13 protein-coding genes and 1 pseudogene are annotated in these 20819 nt (G+C 39.2%); 8 read left to right on the top strand and 6 right to left on the bottom strand.

The window, feature by feature from the left end:
* Positions 1-251 (top strand): annotated as a pseudogene (locus FXW07_RS13665) (site-specific integrase); the annotation flags it as partial.
* 1577 nt (positions 252-1828) lie between these two features.
* On the opposite strand, the gene FXW07_RS13660 reads toward FXW07_RS13665, so the two are convergent.
* Both FXW07_RS13660 and FXW07_RS13655 read right to left on the bottom strand, forming a co-directional pair.
* Positions 1829-2443: a site-specific integrase gene (locus tag FXW07_RS13660; protein WP_229395922.1), complete on the bottom strand. Its 615-nt coding sequence runs from the start codon at positions 2441-2443 to the stop codon at positions 1829-1831.
* 995 nt (positions 2444-3438) lie between these two features.
* Positions 3439-5181 carry a glycoside hydrolase family 15 protein gene (locus FXW07_RS13655; protein WP_229395921.1) on the bottom strand — a complete coding sequence of 581 codons (1743 nt, stop codon included), beginning with the start codon at positions 5179-5181 and terminating at the stop codon, positions 3439-3441.
* A 1726-nt stretch (positions 5182-6907) separates the two neighbouring features.
* On the opposite strand from FXW07_RS13655, the gene FXW07_RS13650 reads away from it, so the two are divergent.
* The gene (locus tag FXW07_RS13650) at positions 6908-8188 is read left to right on the top strand and encodes a PKD domain-containing protein (protein ID WP_229395920.1); all 1281 of its coding nucleotides are present in this window, start codon (positions 6908-6910) and stop codon (positions 8186-8188) included.
* 595 nt (positions 8189-8783) lie between these two features.
* A complete protein-coding gene (locus tag FXW07_RS13645; protein WP_229395919.1) occupies positions 8784-8939 on the top strand; it encodes a hypothetical protein in 156 nt (51 codons plus the stop codon).
* An 85-nt stretch (positions 8940-9024) separates the two neighbouring features.
* On the opposite strand, the gene wrbA is transcribed toward FXW07_RS13645, so the two are convergent.
* Positions 9025-9654: an NAD(P)H:quinone oxidoreductase type IV gene (gene wrbA, locus FXW07_RS13640; protein ID WP_229395918.1), complete on the bottom strand. Its 630-nt coding sequence runs from the start codon at positions 9652-9654 to the stop codon at positions 9025-9027.
* Positions 9655-9949: 295 nt separating this feature from the next.
* Here wrbA and FXW07_RS13635 point away from each other — a divergent pair, with 295 nt between their 5' ends.
* The 5 genes from FXW07_RS13635 to FXW07_RS13615 all read left to right on the top strand — a co-directional run bounded on the left by FXW07_RS13635 (position 9950) and on the right by FXW07_RS13615 (position 14413).
* Complete coding sequence (locus FXW07_RS13635; protein ID WP_255679072.1) at positions 9950-11080, top strand: glycosyltransferase family 2 protein; 1131 nt, start codon at positions 9950-9952, stop codon at positions 11078-11080.
* A gap of 8 nt (positions 11081-11088) precedes the next feature.
* Entirely contained in the window at positions 11089-12258 is a 1170-nt protein-coding gene (locus FXW07_RS13630; RefSeq protein ID WP_229395916.1) for a glycosyltransferase family 4 protein, read from the top strand.
* A gap of 482 nt (positions 12259-12740) precedes the next feature.
* On the top strand, positions 12741-13655 hold the full coding sequence (locus tag FXW07_RS13625; RefSeq protein ID WP_229395915.1) for a hypothetical protein: 915 nt from the start codon (positions 12741-12743) through the stop codon (positions 13653-13655).
* Positions 13656-14051: 396 nt separating this feature from the next.
* A complete protein-coding gene (locus FXW07_RS13620; RefSeq protein ID WP_229395914.1) occupies positions 14052-14189 on the top strand; it encodes a hypothetical protein in 138 nt (45 codons plus the stop codon).
* Positions 14190-14221: 32 nt separating this feature from the next.
* On the top strand, positions 14222-14413 hold the full coding sequence (locus FXW07_RS13615) for a hypothetical protein (protein WP_229395913.1): 192 nt from the start codon (positions 14222-14224) through the stop codon (positions 14411-14413).
* Positions 14414-14716: 303 nt separating this feature from the next.
* Here FXW07_RS13615 and FXW07_RS13610 read toward each other — a convergent pair whose 3' ends face one another.
* From FXW07_RS13610 to FXW07_RS13600, 3 genes are read right to left on the bottom strand one after another with little or no spacing between them, the layout of a single operon-like run.
* Positions 14717-15724 (bottom strand): ScpA family protein, encoded by a 1008-nt coding sequence (locus FXW07_RS13610; RefSeq protein ID WP_229395912.1) that lies wholly within the window; start codon positions 15722-15724, stop codon positions 14717-14719.
* Positions 15717-19244, bottom strand: coding sequence for a chromosome segregation protein SMC (smc, locus tag FXW07_RS13605; protein ID WP_229395911.1), 3528 nt, complete (start codon positions 19242-19244; stop codon positions 15717-15719). The genes FXW07_RS13610 and smc overlap by 8 nt, the downstream gene beginning before the upstream one ends.
* A gap of 52 nt (positions 19245-19296) precedes the next feature.
* Positions 19297-20430 carry a hypothetical protein gene (locus FXW07_RS13600; protein WP_229395910.1) on the bottom strand — a complete coding sequence of 378 codons (1134 nt, stop codon included), beginning with the start codon at positions 20428-20430 and terminating at the stop codon, positions 19297-19299.
* Positions 20431-20819 lie beyond the last annotated feature (389 nt).

The raw sequence follows: 20819 nt of genomic DNA, 5'->3' as shown, positions 1-20819 counted from the left end.
ACCAAGACCTTAAAAGATGGGCTGTTAAAACTGATTTTAATCCATTTGGAATCTCAGCAAAAACTACTAGAAAAAGTATTGAATCTTGGATGCTAAGTTCAGGAGTACCGCCTTTTAAAGTTTACCAAAGACAGGGACACGATCCTCAGACATCTCTTTATCATTATCAAGGACTCAGCTTTACGGATATAGAGATGCACCAGATAAAAAAAAGATTAATGGAATGGGGTATCCTTAAAACAGATACTTAAAAAGAATTATAGTCTAAATGGTCTAAAATTTTATAATATTAGCTCTTTAATCAACTGCCTAAGTTATATTTATAGAAATCATTTTTAATTTTCTGTAAATTCAAAGTCAAATTTTAGGCTTGGAATACATACGGAAAAAGGATACTAAATAACATTTAAGAAGACAACAACTAAAAAAGTCATAGTTTGATGAGATGTGAGATTATAAAGTTATTGTCTTTTAATTAACTTAATCTACTTATCTGATATTGGTTTTGTACGATCTTGTAGATAAATGTAGTAGTTTTCCTATAAAACTACTGGTTATTCTATAGATTCTTAGGCATTTTTGTCATTGAAATAAAATATTTAATGTAAAAATACAGTATTATTAAGAAAATAACTGTATTAAAACCATTTGAATTTTAGTCTCATTTATAGTGCACAATAAATTTTTATTATGCTGCGTAGCCTGTTTGCAGATCTACTTCGTAGACCATAATTACCATTTTCTACATCGATTTTCATAAAGTCCCTCCACTTTAGTCTTATTTATGCTAATTCTTGCAGTAACTTTTTAAGAATATTTGAGTATACATAGAGGTTTATTGAAACCTTCTGCGTTTTCTCAGTTTAGTTCCAATTGTGATTTTACAGAACCTTTGTAACAGTATATAATATATTATATTTAAATTTTACTTTTAAACTGTCTTTCCGCAGATGTCCTCTTGAAATGAATGCTTTTTATGCTATCGTTTTTGGAGATATTTCTAAAAATTTAGTATTGAGATTATCTGGGATCTCAATTGTTACTACCAAAAAACAAGAAGGAAAAACTTTACTGTATATATAAGTTTTAAATGAATGAGTAAATGAAAAAAATACAATTAAAAATAATAAAAAGAAATGTTGGAAAAAACAATATCGAAAAAAATAGTGAAATTTATCAGACATCTGCGGAAAGTGAGGTAGCAGAATAATTAGAGTAAATGAGCTTTTGGGATAGGCTCATGTTATGGTTAACATATAGTAATTTTTAATTTAAATAAAATTATAAAAGTTTTGACACAAAACGATATCAATAAAATAATTAAATGGATTATTATGTCGACCTGTCGAATGTGGGAGTCATGAACTGTGACTATTTTAATTACCCTATCAATCAAAAAATTTTAATTCAATTTATGTATTTCTATATTTATATAGTTATAGAAAGTTATTTACTTAAAACTACTGTATTATTGGTTGGATAAAACTATTATTAAGAAATATATGTCAAGATAAAAGCTGAAAATACAGTAGTTTTATAGGAAAACTACTACATTTATCTACAAGATCGTACAAAACCAATATCAGATAAGTAGATTAAGTTAATTAAAAGACAATAACTTTATAATCTCACATCTCATCAAACTATGACTTTTTTAGTTGTTGTCTTCTTAAATGTTATTTAGTATCCTTTTTCCGTATGTATTCCAAGCCTAAAATTTGACTTTGAATTTACAGAAAATTAAAAATGATTTCTATAAATATAACTTAGGCAGTTGATTAAAGAGCTAATATTATAAAATTTTAGACCATTTAGACTATAATTCTTTTTAAGTATCTGTTTTAAGGATACCCCATTCCATTAATCTTTTTTTTATCTGGTGCATCTCTATATCCGTAAAGCTGAGTCCTTGATAATGATAAAGAGATGTCTGAGGATCGTGTCCCTGTCTTTGGTAAACTTTAAAAGGCGGTACTCCTGAACTTAGCATCCAAGATTCAATACTTTTTCTAGTAGTTTTTGCTGAGATTCCAAATGGATTAAAATCAGTTTTAACAGCCCATCTTTTAAGGTCTTGGTTCCAGGTGTCAATATCTGGAGGAGCAGGCCAGTTAAAAAATTGATCAAGAATATAGGGAAAAGTTGAGGGCAACAAATCAATGGTTCTCTCCTTCGCTTTTCGTTTCACTTTCTTCTGTGCATCTTCATTAAGACGAATTTGGTTCCTGCTCTCAGAGTACCATTCAGGATGATCGTATAGCCTTTGAATTTCAGCATACCTCATGCCAGTGATTGTTGATAGCTCAAAAAGAGTTTTATGTCTCTTTTTTGGAATTCCTGCCTTAAACTTATCATGTTCTACAGGAACAAAGATACGGATTCCATTTACATAAATGGCTTCCTTGTCCCTTGTAAATCCTGAAACCGGATACTTTTCTTTCATTTATTAGTATACAGTTGTTTTTCATAAAAATACTTTAGTATTGTTTGACTAAAATTTATATCAGTGAATGTCAATTGAGATAATATGAAAAATACAGTATTTTGATAATAACTACTGCATTTAATTATTAAAAATATGTTAAGACATTGAAAGGAAAACCGATCCCAGCAAATAGAAGTACTGTAAATGTTCGATATTATTTAAACTGTTTGTTTACATCTTCACTTGTCTTATTTGGAAATTCTTTCATTTTGGAACTCTTGTAAGTTTTATGAATATATTTATAAAATAGGACTTATGCAGTTGGACTGAAGATCAATAGCATCAGAACATTTGCGGGTTAAAATACGACTTTGATCCGCAGGCTTTGTCTTAATGGATTCTGTTCCTCAAGTGTGTAAGTCCTATAAAATATAAACTATGGCCTTTTTCGTTATCCAGAGACATTGAGAAAACTGTCTCAGTGTTTCTTATGCTTTTTTGATATTGGATGGATTTATTAAAGGAAACAAGCGTATTCTCTGATAGAATGTAACATTTGGATTTGTATAGGCAGTATACGAATATTTTATGTCAAAAGGTTTGTATTCCAAAATATCCTGAAAAATTAGGTTTTTACAACTGAACCAAAAAAAGTTTAACTTCTGTGAAAGGAGCTTATAATCATATCTACTGGTCTGCCATTACTTGGTGGTACACCAATGCTGCAACCAAAGATTTATCATTTTATTATGGGTAAAAATAGAAGAGAACATACCAAGTCAACTAATGATGCTTATCCAGTTCAAAGGGATGGGATTAATGTTTAGAAATAGCAAGATTGGCAGCAGTATGATTGATATCAACTGTAGCAAAAGTATGATAATCATGTATGTTATGTTAATTGGCAAATAGAAGGCAAAAAGCTAAAAATTTTAAGGCTAAAAATTTTGGAAAATTTCAAAAATACATATTTAAGTTATCAGAGGGTTTTTCAGGAAAATCGTTTATCTTTTTTATTTTTCTGGACAATTGCAGAAACTACCTTCTTTTTTCTCAAGGGCTTGCAGGTATTCGAGGACTGCGAGGACGTATGTTGAGTGGGACCAGGCCAGGGGGAGGACGGATACAGGGTTACCTCTGTCATCAATCTGTTCGGATAGGAGGCCTGTGGGGTGGGCGTGAGCTGCGCACCATTTTAGGAGTTCGAGAGCTCGGTCTAGGTTGCCGACTGCTGAATGCCACTGTGAGAGCCAGAGAGTGCAGATAATCCAGCTGTTCATATAGCCAAAATAAGTGTCGTGAAGATACCTGGCAATCCCGCCTGAGGAGCGTTTAAGTTCGCATTCGATAGCTTCCATTGTCCGGATGATCCTTGGGTCATCGGGTGGGAGAATCCCGAAGTACCAGACTGCAAAAATTGAGGAATCAAGAGTAGGGTCGTCAAGCGAACGGCGGAAACGTTGTAGTCGGTTGTCGTAAAGTTTCTCCAGAATAGACTTGCGAATAAGGTCTGCAGCTTCCTTCCAGATGTTTACATTGTCATAATCGCCAAGAGAGCGGGAGAGTTCATAGGCTCCTTTGAGGCCGGCATAGACAGTACATGCGCTGTAGGTGTGTATGCCTTTTCGTTCTTCCCATAGGTCAAAACTCGAAATTGGAAGGCCTGTTTTCGTGTCAATGGCTTTTATAAGATAGTTAGCTGTGGGAATCACAAGCCTTCTGTAATACCTGCCTGTGGTCCAGACACTCTTTGCAATTTCCCAGTTGTTATATAGGGCATAAAGAGGAAGCCCTGTCTCATCGATCTGAATCATAGGGACAGGATGCCATGTGCTCCCGAAGTCTCCGGCAGGCGTGTACTTGTGAAGGAAGTTTCCTCTAGGGGTAATGGTTTTTGAGAAAAATTCGAAAGTTTCAAAAGTAAGGTGGTGATACCGCGCCCTGTCGAGCGCAAGGCAGATCCAGGCTGCATCTCTTGGCCAGCAATAGGTATAAAGATCTGCTCCAAATTGCTTTATATCCGAATCACAGGACGCAATTATCGAGCCCGTGATATCCATGTGGGCGACAACTGCAAGAAGGCTCCTGTAAAAGCATTTTAAGACGCTCTGCGGGAGTTGAGGCATCCGGGAATATTCCGGAAGGACGGATACTCTCTCAATGAAAGAGTTCCAGAAATTGAAGCTATGATGGAAAAGGGTTTTTCTTCCGGCTTCCTTTTCCTGTTTATGAACCTGAAGCACGCTGCAGTACTTTTTTCCGAGAACTATCCAGTAATGTAACCTTGTCGATTCTCCTGGCTTCAGTTCGGGAAGGGTCCAGCCAAGGGTAGAATCTACCGAGCCGTGCGCTACAGGATTTCCACTAAGAGAGGCATCGCTTTCCATGTCTCTCCAGGTGCCTTCAAGCCCTCTCCACTCTGCAGTTCCAACTGCATACTGGTCAAATGCAGGGTCACTTGCATGCAGGAAATAACGGTCGCGCTTGTAATGGATAAGCGTATGTTTATCGATTACAGCCGTTTCTCCGATTTTTGTCTCAAGAATTCGATAATTCTGGTTTGAGAAAAGGCGCAAATGTTTGGGCTTATTAGAGGTATTGGTGACCTTAAAAGTCCTGTAAAAAATATTTACAGAGGGGTGGACAGTTTCCCAGACAGTGATTCTGAGTCCGATTTCCGGATTTTCGAAAACTGTTTCCCCTATATTAGAGACAACTCCCATGCAGGCCTCGGGAACTTCATGGTTGCCTTCCAAAATCTCTTTTTTTCTTCTTACGCTTTCCCTGTTCTCTCTTGAGGTTTCAAGGATACGCTTACAGAACTCCTCCTTAAACTCGGATTTATACCTCTGTCTAATCTTCCAGTTTTCAAGCCAGCTGCAATAAAGGGAATCAAGATCGCATATGCCAACCTTTATAGAGTTTCCGTGATTCTCGAGTCCTACATATGGAAAATAGATATCCCTTATAGTTCCTTTTTCGTCTTCGCAGATCAGGATTCTTCCATTTCCAAAAATTAGCGGCCTAATCCCAGGTCCCCCTGCTTTTTTAAATTTTCATGACCCTACAAATAATATAACTCGGACATTTAAGCTTCAACTCAGGTTCCCAAAATATAGTGACCCAACCCGATTGAATTATCTTTTTTGAATATAATCCGTCATGAAAAATGAATGTATACCTCAAATAGTTTAGTACAGAACATTTTAATAATAACCGGATTTTAGCTTTGTATTTTGCGCATTTAGCCTTAAAATGTCTTGCTCATTTATAGTTATAAATGACCAGGATAATACCAAAAAGATACATTATCAAACATGTATCCTTCTAGTCTTTTTGCTGACTGCAAATAATAAATTTGGAACATCGAAGAAGAATCCCCGCGGTTTCAAATGTGGGATGAAGGTACAATCGGCCTCAACATCACGTTTTTAACTCAAATAAAATATTAATAATATTAAATAATACATAAAGTTTTATATGAAGTTTTATATAAAGTCTTATATATATTATTAAGTTTTATCTTGGAAGCTGGAAATGCTACAAGAGCCGCTTAACTTTGCTACTGGACTTAAACTATAAAGTTCTACAGAGTAGTTCTACAGAGTAGTTCTACAGAGTAGTTCTACAGAGTAGTTTTGCAGAGTAGTTCTGCAGGTAAAAGTTTGAACGTTGATGGCGAGAACCGGAAGAACAATTGCCCTGGGGCAGTATGGCATCGGTTGAAATTCCGTAGATGCCCGTCAATTCATTGGTAGGAGCTGCCACTTCCGATGAACTACTATAACATGAGTTGGTGGAAGATTTACTGTTATCAAAATGTAATATTAATTAGAAAGTTACTTGTTTAAGTTTTTACAGAATAGTAGGTGCCTTTGAATTAATAATTTAAAATAAGGATCTATTTTGTTTATTTTTGTTAATAATTATATATTAAAAGTTCATCTTTCAAGACTACACCTTTAAGGTTCTAGTTTAAAGAAGTTGAACCCTATGAAGCTTGAAAATAAAATTAGAAATAAATAAAAGTTTTATATATTTAGCTTTGTTTTTTTATAATTGTGGCTCTTGAATCTGTTTTTCTAATATATTTAATTTTTGCGTTAAAATAGGATATAATATAGCTCCAAATTTAAATTAAAGTTTAATTAATGTATTAAATAATGAATAAAATAATTGTTGTTTTTAATTTAATTGAAAAACTCGTAATAATAAATTAATTTGTCATATCAGGCTGAATATCCCCTAAAAAATAAATTCTTTTTTGAGGACTCTGAAAAATAGCTTTATATATAAGTCAGTCGATTTTGGGACTGTTAAACGGCGGATAGCCGGCAAACAATCGAAAAAAATGGGACTTGAGCAACTGAGCTAAAAATAAACAGCATAAATCTTCAAGCTGCATGAACCCTGATGTTCAGGGTAAATTTGCTCTTGCTTTATTTTGCACATTAAGTGCACTAGTCCTGAGGAGAACTCGATATGAAAAAAATTTTCTTGCCTATGGTTTTATTAGTACTGGTTATACTTCTAATGCCCACGGCTTTAGCAGCAGGCAATGTAACAATTAATGATTTTTCCTCTAACGTCACAAATGGGAATGTTACTTTACTTACCAGGCTCACGGGTGATATCACTGGAAATGTTACTAATTGGAAGTGGATATTTGAAAACGTAGAAACAGGGGCTACCACTTACAGCGCTTCAGAATTAACAACCCATCATAATATTAAAAAGCTTGGCGTTTATAACGTTACGCTGATAGTATGGGGACCTGAAGGAAATGACACACTTACAAAGATAGCCTATATAACTGCCAGCAAAGATAGTTCAAAGGCGCCAGTTGTTGATTTCTCTGCATCGCCCACATCTGGAAATGCTCCCCTGAATGTATCATTTACTGACAACACTACAGGTGCAACTTCCTGGTTCTGGAAGTTTGGGGACGGACAAACTTCCAAAGAGAGGAACCCCACGCATAACTACACTACAACAGGAAACTATACTGTTATCCTTGTTGTAAGCAACGGACAGGGCTGGAGCTCAAAAACTCAAGACATAACTGTACAAAGTGGTCTTCCTATAGTTGATTTTAGTGCAGATAATTCAAGTGGATCTGTGGAGTTTACAGACTTATCCCAAAATGCAACCGAATGGAACTGGGACTTTGGAGACGGAGAGAACTCAACCAATGAGAACCCAACCCATACTTATTCCGCAGCAGGAAACTATACAGTAACACTCACGGCAAGTAATGAAGCTGGATCTGTCTCAAAAGATAATGTAGTAAACGTAACGGAAGAAGCTATTGCTAACGACGAAAGCGACAGCGACAGCGGCAGTAGCAGCAGTAGCAGCAGTAGCAGCAGTAGCAGCCACCACCACCACAGTAGTAGCAGCGGCAGTATCGGCATCAGTAGTGAGAACGTCAGCACTTCCAGTGAAATAATACATGTGAATGGAACAGAGTCTGAATCTACTGATATTGAGCAAAATAGTACAGCAACAAACGTTAGCGACAACGTAAGTGTTTCTCCTGAACTTCAAAGTAATGTAACAGAAGCTGTGAATGAGACACCGTCCGAACCTGAAACTCAGGACCTTGAACAGGATAACGAAAGTACAGCAGCAGAGACTGAACAGACACCTGAGCAGACACAAAGCTCAAATGCTTCTGGAAATGAAAGCACAAAGTCGCCTGGATTCGAAATGATTTATGGAGTCATCGGCCTTCTTGGAGTGTCACTCTATAGAAGAAGATAAAACATAGTCAATTGTAGCCAAGTACGGAAATGATTATAGTTATATCGAGTAAAGCTTACATAAAAATTTGAGCAAAAAATTAACACAAATTAAAGCAAAAAAGAAGAAAAAAGATATATTGAATCTACTAAACCCTATATTTCTGGTTATTTCCATAAACCAATATAAATATTTACGGTAGAACAAAACCAAATCTGGCAAAAAGGGTATAGTTGCCTTATTTTGTCAGATTTGAAAGTTATTTTTTCTTATTACCAGGAACTTCTTTAGTTTCTAAGGATTTGGCAAGCTGACCTAAAATTGCTGCATACGTCTCTGGTTATCCCCCATTTGCAATTTTCAGTTTATTTTTAGTACAGTATTTATACCTGATTCTAAAGATTAGTTAATTTTAAGACAGTCTTTTAATATAAATGTCCTTTTGTACAATAATATTAATAAAGACATCTTAACCCGTCCAGTAAAGGGATTTTAATTTCTTATAAAAGATATATACAAGCTTAATAAGAAAGTTTATATTTTATTGTGCTATCTTATTAAATGTCTTAAAAACGAATATATAAAAATCACTCACTACTGAGAATAAGTGTTTCCAATGTCTTACGTAAAAAAAACATGCCCTATATGTGGGAAAGAATTCTTTGTCCTTAAAAAGGCCGAGAAAAAAGCAACTTACTGTACTCTGGCGTGCCTGATAAAAGCTCAAAGTAAAGTTGAATACAGAGGCATGACATTCCCGAGTCTTGGGTGAGCATTTATAAGTGAAAAAAATTAAAAATGCGGAGAACATCCTTAAATGGAAAACGTTTTCCAATCTTTTTATTTTTATGTTCCTTTTATTTTCCAGCGAGTTTTTTTGCAATCTGAGTTACATATCTTCCCTGATAGCGGGCCATTGCAAGTTCATTTTCAGAAGGCTCGCGGTTTTCGTCCGCTCCTGCAATCGTTGAAGCTCCGTATGGGCTGCCGCCTGTTATTTCATCCATCTTTCTTTGACGTTTTTCTGAATACGGGAGCCCGACAATAATCATTCCGAGATGAAGAAGGGTAACATGCGTTGTGAGGATTGTAGATTCCTGGCCTCCATGCTGTGTTCCACTTGAAGTAAAGACACTTCCTACCTTTCCAACAAGAGCGTCTCTACTCCAGAGTCCCCCAAGTCCGTCAAAAACTGTACGCATCTGAGCTGACATATTTCCATAACGTGTAGGTGTCCCAAAAATTAGGGCATCTGCTCCTGCGAATACATCTTCATACATGCTCCTGGTCACTACAGGAATATGAGCAAAAAGATTTTTTGTTTCGATTGCCCCCATTTTTTCCAGAACTTCGTAAGGCAGGGTTTCAGGCACCTGATAAATCTCCACTTCAGCTCCTTCGACGTCTCTCGCTCCTTCAGCTATAGCTTCTGCCATTTTGTAAATGTGGCCATGAATACTATGGAATATCACGTTTATCTTAACCATTCGAATCCCCTTTAAAACCAATATAATTAGAGCGTTTTAACCTTCATGAAATTGATTGATAATTCCCGGAAAAATCCGGTTCCCTTCTTAAAAATAGTTTTCTGATGCCTTATATAGCTTGTTAGCAAGAGTTGAGTTTCTTTTCCTACTCCTGTACTCGTGATCTTCTGATCCGATTTCCTGCCTTGTTTTTAATTCTGTTGAAAATACTTTAAGAATTAAAGAAGACTACAAATTCTTGAGAAATAATACGTATCAAAATAGTTATTAGGCTATAATGCTTTATAAGCTGGACATGCCTTCTCTTTCTATCGTAATGCCTTCCATGAATGAAGAAGAAACCATCCGAATTTGCATAGAGAAAGCTCAGTCTATATTCGAAAAATATGGTATAGAAGGAGAGATAATAATTGCTGACAACTCGTCAGACAGGACTGCGGAGATTGCAGCTTCAATGGGTGCAAAGGTAATAGGCCCGATAAAAGGTTATGGAAACGCTTACCTCAAAGGACTGGCAAAAGCAAAAGGAGACTATATTGCTATTGCCGATGCTGACAATACCTATGACCTGCTTGAGCTTGACAAGTTTCTGGATCCTCTTATGGCAGGAGAAGCGGATTTCATAATGGGTACCAGGCTTAAAGGCGATATCAAAAAAGGAGCTATGCCCTGGCTGCATCAATACATAGGCAACCCTTTCCTGACGGCAATGCTGAATCTTCTTTTCGGGACGAAAATTTCGGACGCTCATTGCGGGATGCGAGCTTTCACAAAAGAAGCCCTTGAGAAAATGAACCTTAAAACTCATGGCATGGAACTTGCATCCGAGATGGTAATTGAAGCTGCGAAATGTGGATTAAGAATAAAAGAAGTCCCCATAACCTATTACTCACGCCGTGCTCCCTCCAAACTTCGTTCTTTTCAGGACGGCTGGCGGCATATAAGGTTTATGATGCTATACCGCCCTTTACCCTTTCTTTTTCTGCCCGGAGCTGTGGTTTTCGTCCTTGGAGTCCTTATAACCGGTTCTCTCCTTCTTACCGGAGATGTGGCAGAAAACCGGCTGCATTCCTTTATTTTGGGCTGCATGCTTCTAATCCTCGGAGGACAGACGCTCTCTACTGGCGGCTATTTGAAAACATATGGCCTTATCCGTGGTATGTACCCCAATAATAAGGGAAACACTGCAAAATGGCTGAACTACCATTCTCTTGAAAAAGAACTGTTTGCAGGTTCAATTATACTTATTGCAGGCCTCCTGTTAGGGCTAAAAGTAGTATACACCTGGATCAGCTCAGGATACGGCTCTCTCTCTGAAGTGAAAAATGCAGTTATTTCAATGGTATTTGCCTTTATTGGCCTTCAGATGATTTTTTCGGCAATTGTCCTGAGCGTAATGCTCCTTGAAGTGGACACTGACTGGTAAGTGGTGCAATGAAAATCGCCTTTGTGTACGATGCTGTTTATCCATGGGTCAAGGGCGGCGCAGAAATGCGCATTCATGAACTGGGAAAGCGGCTCTCGGCCAGAGAACATGAAGTACACATTTTCGGAGTCAAGTGGTGGGAAGGAGAAGATACTTTTGAGTATGAAGGCATGACTCTTCACGGCGTCTGTAAAGCTCGAAACCTGTATGTCAATGGCAGACGCTCGATTTCCGAGGCAATAATCTTCGCTGCAAAACTGTTCCCTGAGCTCAAGAAAGAAAATTTTGACCTTATAGATGTGAGTGTCTTTCCCTATTTTTCCTGTTTTACCGTAAAAGCGATTTCAATCCTGAAAAAAGCGCCTTTAGTACTTACCTGGCACGAGGTATGGGATGATTACTGGTATGAATATTTAGGAAGGGCGGGAATTTTTGGATTGCTGGTCGAGAAGGCGGTCTCGAAGCTATCAGAAAATAATATTGCGGTCTCGAAGTGGACAAAGGATCGACTTGAGGGACTCGGGGTGCCTGGAGAGAAGATCGCGGTTATCCCTAACGGGATTGATCTTAAAAGAATCTCCGGGATTGAGTCCAACTGGGAAGAATTACCTGTTGGCCCTGAAAATAAAGCTTATGATATCATTTTTGCAGGCCGGCTTATAAAGGAAAAAAACGTTGATCTGCTGATTAAAGCTGTAGCTCTTCTTAAAGCCGATTTTCCAGATCTCAGGTGTTGCATTGTTGGGGATGGACCTGAAAGGGCAGCACTGTTGGAACTCGCACAGAGAAGTGGGGTTTGCGAGAATGTCGAGTTTGCAGGCTTTCAGGAATATGGGGCATTGATCGGGAAAATCAAGGCTTCAAAGGTGCTTGTGCAGCCTTCAAGCAGGGAAGGATTCGGAATGGTGGTTATCGAGGCTTTTGCCTGTGGAGTGCCTGTGGTGACGGTTAAAGCAGAGTATAATGCTGCACAGGGTCTTGTTGAAGATGGAATTGATGGGCTTATTGTGGGGCTTGAGGAGAGGGAGATTGCAAAAGCCGTGGCAAAAATGATTGGGAAAACCTCAAAGAACAAAAAAGCTTCAGAAGCTGCATTGCGGAAAGCTGAAAACTATGACTGGGAAGAAATAGTTAAAAATGTTCAATTAATGTTTGAAGCTTGCATAAAAAGAAATTAACGCTGAGTTTATCTGCATAAAACGATTGGATATTCTCTGTTTAAAGTGTGGGCATGAGTACTATTCATGCACTTCTCTATTCATGTACTTCTAACACGGGTGAGTTGCCCACAGAAACTTAGTCTATTTCTGTTTCAAAATATTTCTATTTTAAAATATTTATATTTTAACTTATCTGTATTTTAAAATATTTATGCTTTAAAATATATTCACTCGCCGGAAAACATTTAAAATAAGTTAACACTTACCTGGATTTTATGTACGGTATTTAGGAACTCCGATAAGTTTTAATTTTGATTTTTAAGGTTTAATTTGAATTAAAAGATACAATAAAGCTTCTTTCTAAAAATGATTCTCTTTAATCTCTTTATCGTGAGAAGTAAGCTTATATTTAAGCCAGCTAATTTCAAAGCTGTCAGCAGGTTGATAGCCTGCAAGAAAAATGGAACATGAATAAGTCAAGAATGGATGAGAATATGAAGATGACAAAATCATTAAAATCAATTTCCCGTTTTGCAACGGTACTAATGGTGTTATGTATTCTCCCTTCAGGAGCCTATGCTGCAGAAAACAGTCCAAAATTTGTTCCTGCACAAAACATAACTGAAGAAAATTTCACCGACGTTCAGGCCGATATACTTGATTCTATCAGTGAACAAATTGCTAACCTTCAAAGTTTCTATACTAATGTAAGTGAAACATCCAACGCCACAGAGCTTCAAGAAGTTCTGCTCAATCAGGCACAAGCAAACGGATGTGGACCGGATGGGAAGCACGGAGGACCCTGTGGAATGAATCAGGGACCCTGTGGAATGCCTGGATTATTCAATCTTGATCAGGTCGCAAACGTAACTGATGACAATTGCACTGATGTCCAGACCGAAATTGTCAGTTCAATAGGAAATATGACTGAGATGCTTAACAAGCAGCTGGAAAACACTACTGATGAAAACAGGACTGAGATGGTCAATGAGCAGATAACTGATCTTGAAGACTTATCCACTAACGTGAGTGCAGCTTCAAGTGCAACAGAACTGCAAGAAGTTGTATTAACTCATATGAAGACTCAGGCTGTTGACTCAATTGAAAAACAAATTGAACACATTCAAGCTAAAGTGAGCGAGAGTGAAAACATAACCGATGATAGCGGTGAGAATGTCACAGAACTCAACGACCAAATCACGGACCTCACCACTCTAATGGACAATATCAACGCAGCTGAATCTCTTGAAGACCTTAAAGAGATCATGTCCTCTTCACAGGGGATGCCGGGAATGGGTCATGGAATGGACCACGGAATGTGTCCCGACCAAAATCCTATGCAGCACGGAGGTAACTTCCCAATGTGCCCCGGAAGAATGCCTGAAAACTGTACCGATAACAGCACCGAAGCTTAAGCTTTGGATTTAAAGCTTGATTAAAGTGAGATGGGAAATTAACAAGGAAAAGAGACGGGAAGCTAAAAAAGGATTATATTAAAATGCACCTTTCCATCTTTTTTCCAGACGTATGGAAAAACGAATACTTAACCAAAACATATCTTTCAAACCAAATCAAAAACACCTCAAACCAAATCAAAAAACACCTTCAAACCAAATAAAAAACACCTTCAAACCAAATCAAAAAACACCTTCAAACCAAATCAAAAAACACCTTCAAACCAAATAAAAAACACTTTCGAACCAAATCAAAGAACACCTCAAACCAAAGCACACAAACCAAAACACACCTTCAAACCAAATAAAAAACACCTTAAACCAAACTCTACCTCCCAAAAAACAGGAGATTACTAAATGTTATTGAAAAAATGCCCAAAGTGTAACTCCAAGCTTGAAAATGATACATTCAGGGATTTTCAGTACTGCTCTGTGTGTGGATACTGGACAAGAAAAGATACTGCAAGGCTGGAACCACTAATAATCCTGGAGTAATATTTTTGAACTTTCTTTGGGGTGACAATAGTATGTTTAAATTCTATTTAGAGTGTGCCCGTTGTGGTACACTTCTCAAAAAGCAGGTACTTGGCTCAAATGAGTTTTACTACTGCCGAAAGTGCGGATCTATATCTTCAGTAGCACCTATGAGAGTGCCTGCTCAATCTGTGAGTCAGCAGATTAATGTTGAGCTGACCAAAAAACAAAAGTTGTTTCTGTGAATTGGCGTTATGAACAACCATTGAAGTTCCTGATCCTGAAAAATGGTTTTGATATAATCCTTAAAATTTTATTGAGGAGAATCAAATTGGTTTTGGCATCAATTCAAAGAAAAAGACATAATGAACGGCTAGAAATTCTGAAAATTAAACCGAGTGAAGTATTCTAAAGTACCTTCTCAAAATTTTGAAGATATTATTTTTTCTTTATAAATTTAGTTTCATGATACAAATTTCAAAGTACAAGAGTTTAATTTCAAAGTACAAGGGTAATTTTCAGAGTACAAAAGTAAATATCAATGTGCATTAACTAAGGCTCTTAACCGGATTTTCATGCTGAGAAATCTCCCCTGGTGAGTCCGGTCCTGAAGAACCTTTAATACCAGGTTTTGAAAGTTCGGGTTTTGATATTATTAACATCTCATGGAAAAGGGACGGATTTGCCTCGGTGGAAAAGCCGGATTCTTCTCCAGGATAGATGTATAATTCTTCGAAAAGTTCATTCTGGAAAAGCCAGATCTTCCTGCTTGAGGCAAGAAAAAGAAGAGAAAGATAATCCATAATTCTATCTTCGCTTTTTTCCAGTATACTCGAAAAAACCACTACGGATTGCTTATTAAACAGTTCGGCAAGCCTTTCCCACATAATGGACAACCGCGAGCCAATGGCTTCGTCATGTGCAATGCCCAGGACATCTCCGGTAGTAAGCTTGGGGCGAGGATCGGATTCTTCTGAAACCTGGCTGGCTTTTTTTTCATTTTTTCTTGAGAGGTGTTTTTCGGCTTTCTTGAGTTCAAGAATCAGTTCATTGAGTGTTACCGGCCTTGTGGATACACGACGAACTGGAAGCTTCGGTATAGGAAACTCTGCAGGCTCAGGGAAATCGGGATCATCAGGAAAATCCGAATCAAAGGTATCAACTTCTTCCTCTTCCACATCAAGAATTCCCGAAGATTTCATACGCAGGAGTATAGCAGAATAAAGAAGCGTCCTTGAAGAAATTCTAAGGTCCATCTGCTTTAGCTCTTCCACCTTTCTCAGGAAACCGTCAGTAAGCTGTACTATGTCAATATCCCAGGGATCAATTTTTCCTACCCGCGCAAGTTCAACCAGTATACCCAGAGGTTCGGAAGTTTCAAACTCCGAAATATCGAGAAGGTTCCAATCAATTCCAAGGCATGAAAGAGTACCTGGCAGCCCATAAATTTCGGATTTCACAAAAAAAGAGTTGTTTTCTCCGGATTCAGAAATCGTACTAGCTTGAAGAAGCGGAACTTCAAGCGCTGCCCCCTCGTTATCCGTAAGTTCAGCCATTAAGTCTCACCCCGGTAATGCTGGTAAGGTTATTTTCCTGCATTGTAACCCCAATTGTCCTGGATGCGGCCTGAATCATAGGTTTTCTTAAGGAAACAACAATAAACTGGACTTTTGATCCTGAGGTTTTAACACGCCTTGAAACCCTTTCCACATTCCAGCCGTCAAGGAACATATCAATTTCATCAAAAGCATAGAAGGGAGCAGGACGGTATTGCTGAATTGCGAAAATGAACGCAAGTGCGGTAAGGCTTTTTTCCCCTCCGGACATTGCCTCGATCCTCTGGAGAGTTTTCTCTTTGGGCTGCGCCCGAAGTGTCATTCCTCCTGCAAAAGGGTCATCAGGCTCATCAAGCAAGAGTTCACCCACCCCGTCGGAAAGCTCATGGAAAATCTCCTTGAAGTTGGCATTAATGCTTGTATAGGCTTCCATAAAGGCATCCCGTTTTAACTGCTCATACTGATCAATGCGCTCAAGGAGCTGCTCTCTCTCGGTAAAGAGAGTGTCTCGCTTTCCCTGCAAATCCGAAAGCCTTAGTTCTACCTCATTGTACTCGTCAATTGCTCGCATGTTTACGGGTTCGAGCCTTCTTAGGGCTTCATCAATTGCCTGAATCCGCATGTAAACGGTTTCGTAATTAGGAACTTCATCAGTCTCTTCTATGCCTCTTTTCAAGATTTCTTCGACAAACTGCTTTTCCTGATCTAAAAGCGCGTTTTTGGTAGCTGTGAGCGTAAGTACCTGCTGCTTCGCCTTTTCAAGTGTAGTTGCGGCAGTACTTACCCTGCGCTTGACCGCATTATGTTCGGTCTGAACCTTTTCCCGTTCTTGCTGAAGCCCTATCAGTTCATCCGAAAGCTTGACCTCCCTGGCTTTCTTCTCCTCAAGTTTTTCCTCAAGTTCCTTTATTTTTATCTTCAAAGAGTTAACTTTTTCTATTCTTGAAGCTTTCTTTTCCTCAAGTTCCTTTATAAGTTCCTTTGCTTCGTTAATTTTCTGTTCAGCATACTCTTTTTCAAGCTGCAGGGCATTTAATGTGGCTTCAGTATCCCGGATTCGACCATCCAGCCTGCGGAGTTCCTCGTCAATGAATTCTATTTTTTTATTTATTTCAGGCAGAGGAGAATCTGCAAGTTTTGCTTCAAGTCCTGAGATCTGCCCCTCAAGTTCGGATACGGCTTTTTCTTTATCAGCTTTTTCCGCAGTTACCCTATCCATTTCAGTCCCAAGTTCGGTTCTGGACTCCTCAATTGCTTTAAGGTCGGCCTGCTTTGATTCAAGAAGTTCAGCAAGTTTTGCTTCCCTGCCTGCGATTTCATCAAGCTGGTTCTCTTTTCGTGAGATCGTAGCTTCACAGTCCCGAATTTTCCTGCTCAGCTCGAAAAGGTGGCTTTCAATGCTGTCCTGCTTGCTTATTGCTGCATTCCGGCTTGCATCCAGGGATTTGATCTCCTCTGCAAGCTCAACCAGTTTGTCTTTTTCTGCAGCCGCAAAAGAAGTGCCCGATTTAGAGGATATCGACCCTCCTACCATTGCTCCGCTCTTTTCCAGAAGTTCGCCTTCAAGGGTTACCATTCTTGCTTTTCCCATGAGGCGGCGGGCACTTTCAAGGTTTTCCATAACAAGAGTATCCTGAAAAACGTACCAGAAAGCAGACTCAAAACCGGAATCAAACTGAATAAGGTCAATTGCGTATCCTATTACTCCGTTTTCGTAACCTAGATTTTCAAGCCGCCTGGGCTCTCTCAGTTTGTTGAGAGGAAGGAAGGTTGCTCTACCTCCTTTTTTCCGCTTCAGGTACTCGATTGCTTCGGCAGCATCGGCGTCCGTGTCAACAACAATAGCTTGCATCCGGTTTCCTGCAGCAACCTCCAGAGCTGTTGAGTATTGCCTGTCCACTCTTCCAAGCTGGGCAATGGTCCCATGAATTCCGAAAAGGTCCTCCTGCCTTGCAGCCCCTATTACCATCTCCACGGCCCTGGAATAGCCTCCGCCCTGTTCCGATGCTCGCACTCTTGCCTCCGTGATTGTGTATTCCTGCTGGAGGCCGTGAAGTTTGTTCTCAAGTTTCCTTATATCTTCTTTTATCCTGAAATGGCTGCTTTCGATATCATCACGGTCCCGGATAAGAGACTCCAGGTTTTCGGAAAGCTTTTCAAGTTCGTACTTAACAGAAAGCGTGTCACTGTCAGAAGTAGCAACTGCAGCTTCAGCGTCTCTGATCTGGTTTTCTATCTCCCGGAGTTCCAAAGATTTTCTCCGGAGAGTATCAAGGAGCCGGTCTTCGGTCCGAATTAACTCGTTTTTCTCGTTTTTTACATCCTCAAGCTTCTTCCTGGCAGCCATGAGCTCATCCCGTGTAGCAGCAAATTTTGCGTCCACATCCGCAATCCTGCTCTGGAGCAGCATGCGCTCGGTTTTGCGCTCGGAAAGCTCTGAAGAAATGCTTTCTTTTCTCAGGTTTTCGGCTTCAATTTTTTCATCGAGTTCCCTGACCTTGCCTTTGGTGGAATCGATCTCTACAAAAGATTTTCTGCGCCGTGAATCAGCTTCCTCAAGTTCGGATTCCGAAAGCTCGATACTATCTACGCAGCGAGAAATTTCTCCCTTTGTCTCTTCGATCTCCCTCTTAACCTGAAGCTGTTCATCCTCTCCTTTTTTTCGGATTTCAACCGAAAGCTCTTCCAGGGTTTCTTCAAGCGCCTGAAGTTCCTGCGTTCTCTCGTTGAGGACAAGCTGGACTTTTTCAAGATGCTCGTCTTTACCTGCAAGTTCCTTATCCACATTCTGCAGTTCAGCCCTTGCATCCTTGAGTTTGGAAAGGAGAAGATAGCCTTCGAATTTGACTTTTTCAGCTTTGAGCGCCTGATATTTTAAGGCCTGGTCACGTTCTCCTGCCAGTTTTCCTAGCTGGGTGCGTACCTCTTCAAGGATGATATCTACGCGCTCGATTTGCTGTCTTACGACTTCCAGTTCACCAAGAGCCTTTTGCTTGCGTTCATCAAATTCTGCGACCCCTGCGATTTCGTCTATAATCTTTCTTCTTTCTACAGAAGTCATGGAGATTATCTGCGTTACATCTCCCTGCATAACCACATTGTAACCTTCAGGCGTTATCCCGGCTTTTGCAAGCTGGGAATGGATTTCTCCAAGACTTACGGCTTTTCCATTGAAATAAAAATAGCTGTAATACCCGTTTTTTGTCCGTCGAACCTTTCTTGAGACTTCAACCTCGTCAAGCTCTAGAGGTAACTTATGGTCAGAGTTGTCAAAACGGATCGTAACCTGAGCGAAATCAGGCTTTTTTGACGCATCGCCATTGTAAATCAGATCGGTAAGTTTTTCAGCGCGAAGAGTCCTTGAACTTGTGAGCCCAAGTGCAAAAAGAATCCCGTCTATTATGTTAGACTTCCCACTCCCATTCGGACCCGAAATTGTAGTAAAGTCGTTATAAAAGGGAATCTTTACTTTTTTTCCGAAAGACTTAAAATTAACAAATTCAATCTCTTTTATATACACAGAATGCCTCTGTAATCTTACGTTTTTGAGAAAGTTTCTGTCTTTTTAAGCTTTATTTCGCCCGAGAATCTTTCCGGCTACATGTGATAACCTCGGCATCTTCATTTTCCCGCACATCCACTGACTCTTCTATGAAGTGCTTTTTCGAAGATCTCTCGGCGATTATATACTCACATTTATATTCATCAGCGGGTTTTTCCACAGGTTCCGTTTTAACAGCAGAAGGCTGCCTTTCAGGTAACGACGGTCCTGGAGGTTGCTGCCTGAACTGTGTTCTAATCGGCGGTTGTTGCCTGGCGGGTTCTCTAATCGGCGGTTGTTGCCTGACAGGTTCTCTAATCGACGGTTGTTGTCTGGCAGGTTCTCTAACCGACGACCCCTGCCTAACAATGCCTCTAAGCCCTCTTTTATCGCCACTTTCTGCAATAATATATTCGCACTTCGTTTCGGCTTCTTCTCTATCAAGATCTGCCGGCTCAACCTCCCTGAGCTTTAGCTGAACCTTTGCACCTGTACCTGGTAGGGGGGCAGGAGCTTCCTTGAATTGGCCCAGTCTGTATGCCGGTTTTTCTATTCTGAGCTCAGGTTTCGGTTTGGTTTTTCTGGAAAGAGGCGGAAGGTCTAAAGGGTCTTCAGGAAGAGTCAGAGTAATAGAAGACGACACTACAGAAGATGGAACTACAGAAGATGGAACTACAGAAGACGACACTACAGAAGATGGAACTACAGAAGACGGCACTACAGAAGGTGGAGCAACAGGAGCAGTCTTTTTTGCATCTTCCAGTTGTTTAGCGAGATCTCCAATCTGTGTTTCCAGTTTCTTTATAAGCATTTTCTGGTCAAGCAATTCGCGGACAAGCCCATCCTGAATGCCTGAAAATTCCCTCAACTTCCGGTCAGCTGCTTCCGAGTCATTTTCCCCTGATGCTTTCAATTCTGTTCTTAATTCATTCAGGATGGAAGCTTTGAGTAGAGCAGGGTTAGGGATTCCCATAAGCTCTGTCCTGATTTCGGAGAGGACAAGATCCTTGATGGAATCCTGATCGGAAACGTTTTCCATTTCGGCCCGCAGTTCATTGAGAACCGAAACCTTAATCGATTTCTTGAGAGTCTCGAGCTCCTCATAGGTTATCGATAGTCGCCTTTTAAGCGGTGTATTATGCACGTCCCTCTGTCCAGTTCTCATAAAAGTACCTCTTATGACAAATTCGGGTTCCGATTTCCTGACAGCCTGGAATTTTCTGGTGACAAGGCGGTCAGCACAACAATAATTAAATTGATTAGATCATAGGAATTTAAATAATATGTACAAAGTACATGTAATCTTACTTTAAATATATATGGTAATCGATAGTTTTTCTGGCCTTATATAATACTTTTAATAAAGAGGAACAAAAATCTTTTTATTTAATCTTTTTTGAAATACTCCATAAATGGGCTGAAAAGGCAGGAAAACCCGAATAAAAAGTTTTCAGAAGTGAAAAATGGCTTTTTAAGGAAATAACAGAAAAGGATTCAAAGAGAATCAGGAAACAAAAAAAGGCTCTCAGTCATTCCTTATGGATGAAATGATTT

Source organism: Methanosarcina sp. DH1 (assembly GCF_020804205.1).
Lineage (GTDB): Archaea > Halobacteriota > Methanosarcinia > Methanosarcinales > Methanosarcinaceae > Methanosarcina > Methanosarcina vacuolata.
The sequence above is the reverse complement of the archived record's forward strand: the minus strand, read 5'-3'. Positions and strand labels throughout refer to the sequence as shown.

What these genes read in the sequence shown, in the direction of transcription:
- FXW07_RS13645 (WP_229395919.1), top strand. Translation starts at nt 8,784, where the DNA reads ATGTCTTACGTAAAAAAAACATGCCCTATATGTGGGAAAGAATTCTTT.
- FXW07_RS13660 (WP_229395922.1), bottom strand. Translation starts at nt 2,443, where the DNA reads ATGAAAGAAAAGTATCCGGTTTCAGGATTTACAAGGGACAAGGAAGCC.
- FXW07_RS13625 (WP_229395915.1), top strand. Translation starts at nt 12,741, where the DNA reads ATGACAAAATCATTAAAATCAATTTCCCGTTTTGCAACGGTACTAATG.
- FXW07_RS13610 (WP_229395912.1), bottom strand. Translation starts at nt 15,724, where the DNA reads ATGGCTGAACTTACGGATAACGAGGGGGCAGCGCTTGAAGTTCCGCTT.
- FXW07_RS13630 (WP_229395916.1), top strand. Translation starts at nt 11,089, where the DNA reads ATGAAAATCGCCTTTGTGTACGATGCTGTTTATCCATGGGTCAAGGGC.
- wrbA (WP_229395918.1), bottom strand. Translation starts at nt 9,654, where the DNA reads ATGGTTAAGATAAACGTGATATTCCATAGTATTCATGGCCACATTTAC.
- FXW07_RS13635 (WP_255679072.1), top strand. Translation starts at nt 9,950, where the DNA reads ATGCCTTCTCTTTCTATCGTAATGCCTTCCATGAATGAAGAAGAAACC.
- FXW07_RS13615 (WP_229395913.1), top strand. Translation starts at nt 14,222, where the DNA reads ATGTTTAAATTCTATTTAGAGTGTGCCCGTTGTGGTACACTTCTCAAA.
- FXW07_RS13620 (WP_229395914.1), top strand. Translation starts at nt 14,052, where the DNA reads ATGTTATTGAAAAAATGCCCAAAGTGTAACTCCAAGCTTGAAAATGAT.
- FXW07_RS13600 (WP_229395910.1), bottom strand. Translation starts at nt 20,430, where the DNA reads ATGAGAACTGGACAGAGGGACGTGCATAATACACCGCTTAAAAGGCGA.
- FXW07_RS13650 (WP_229395920.1), top strand. Translation starts at nt 6,908, where the DNA reads ATGAAAAAAATTTTCTTGCCTATGGTTTTATTAGTACTGGTTATACTT.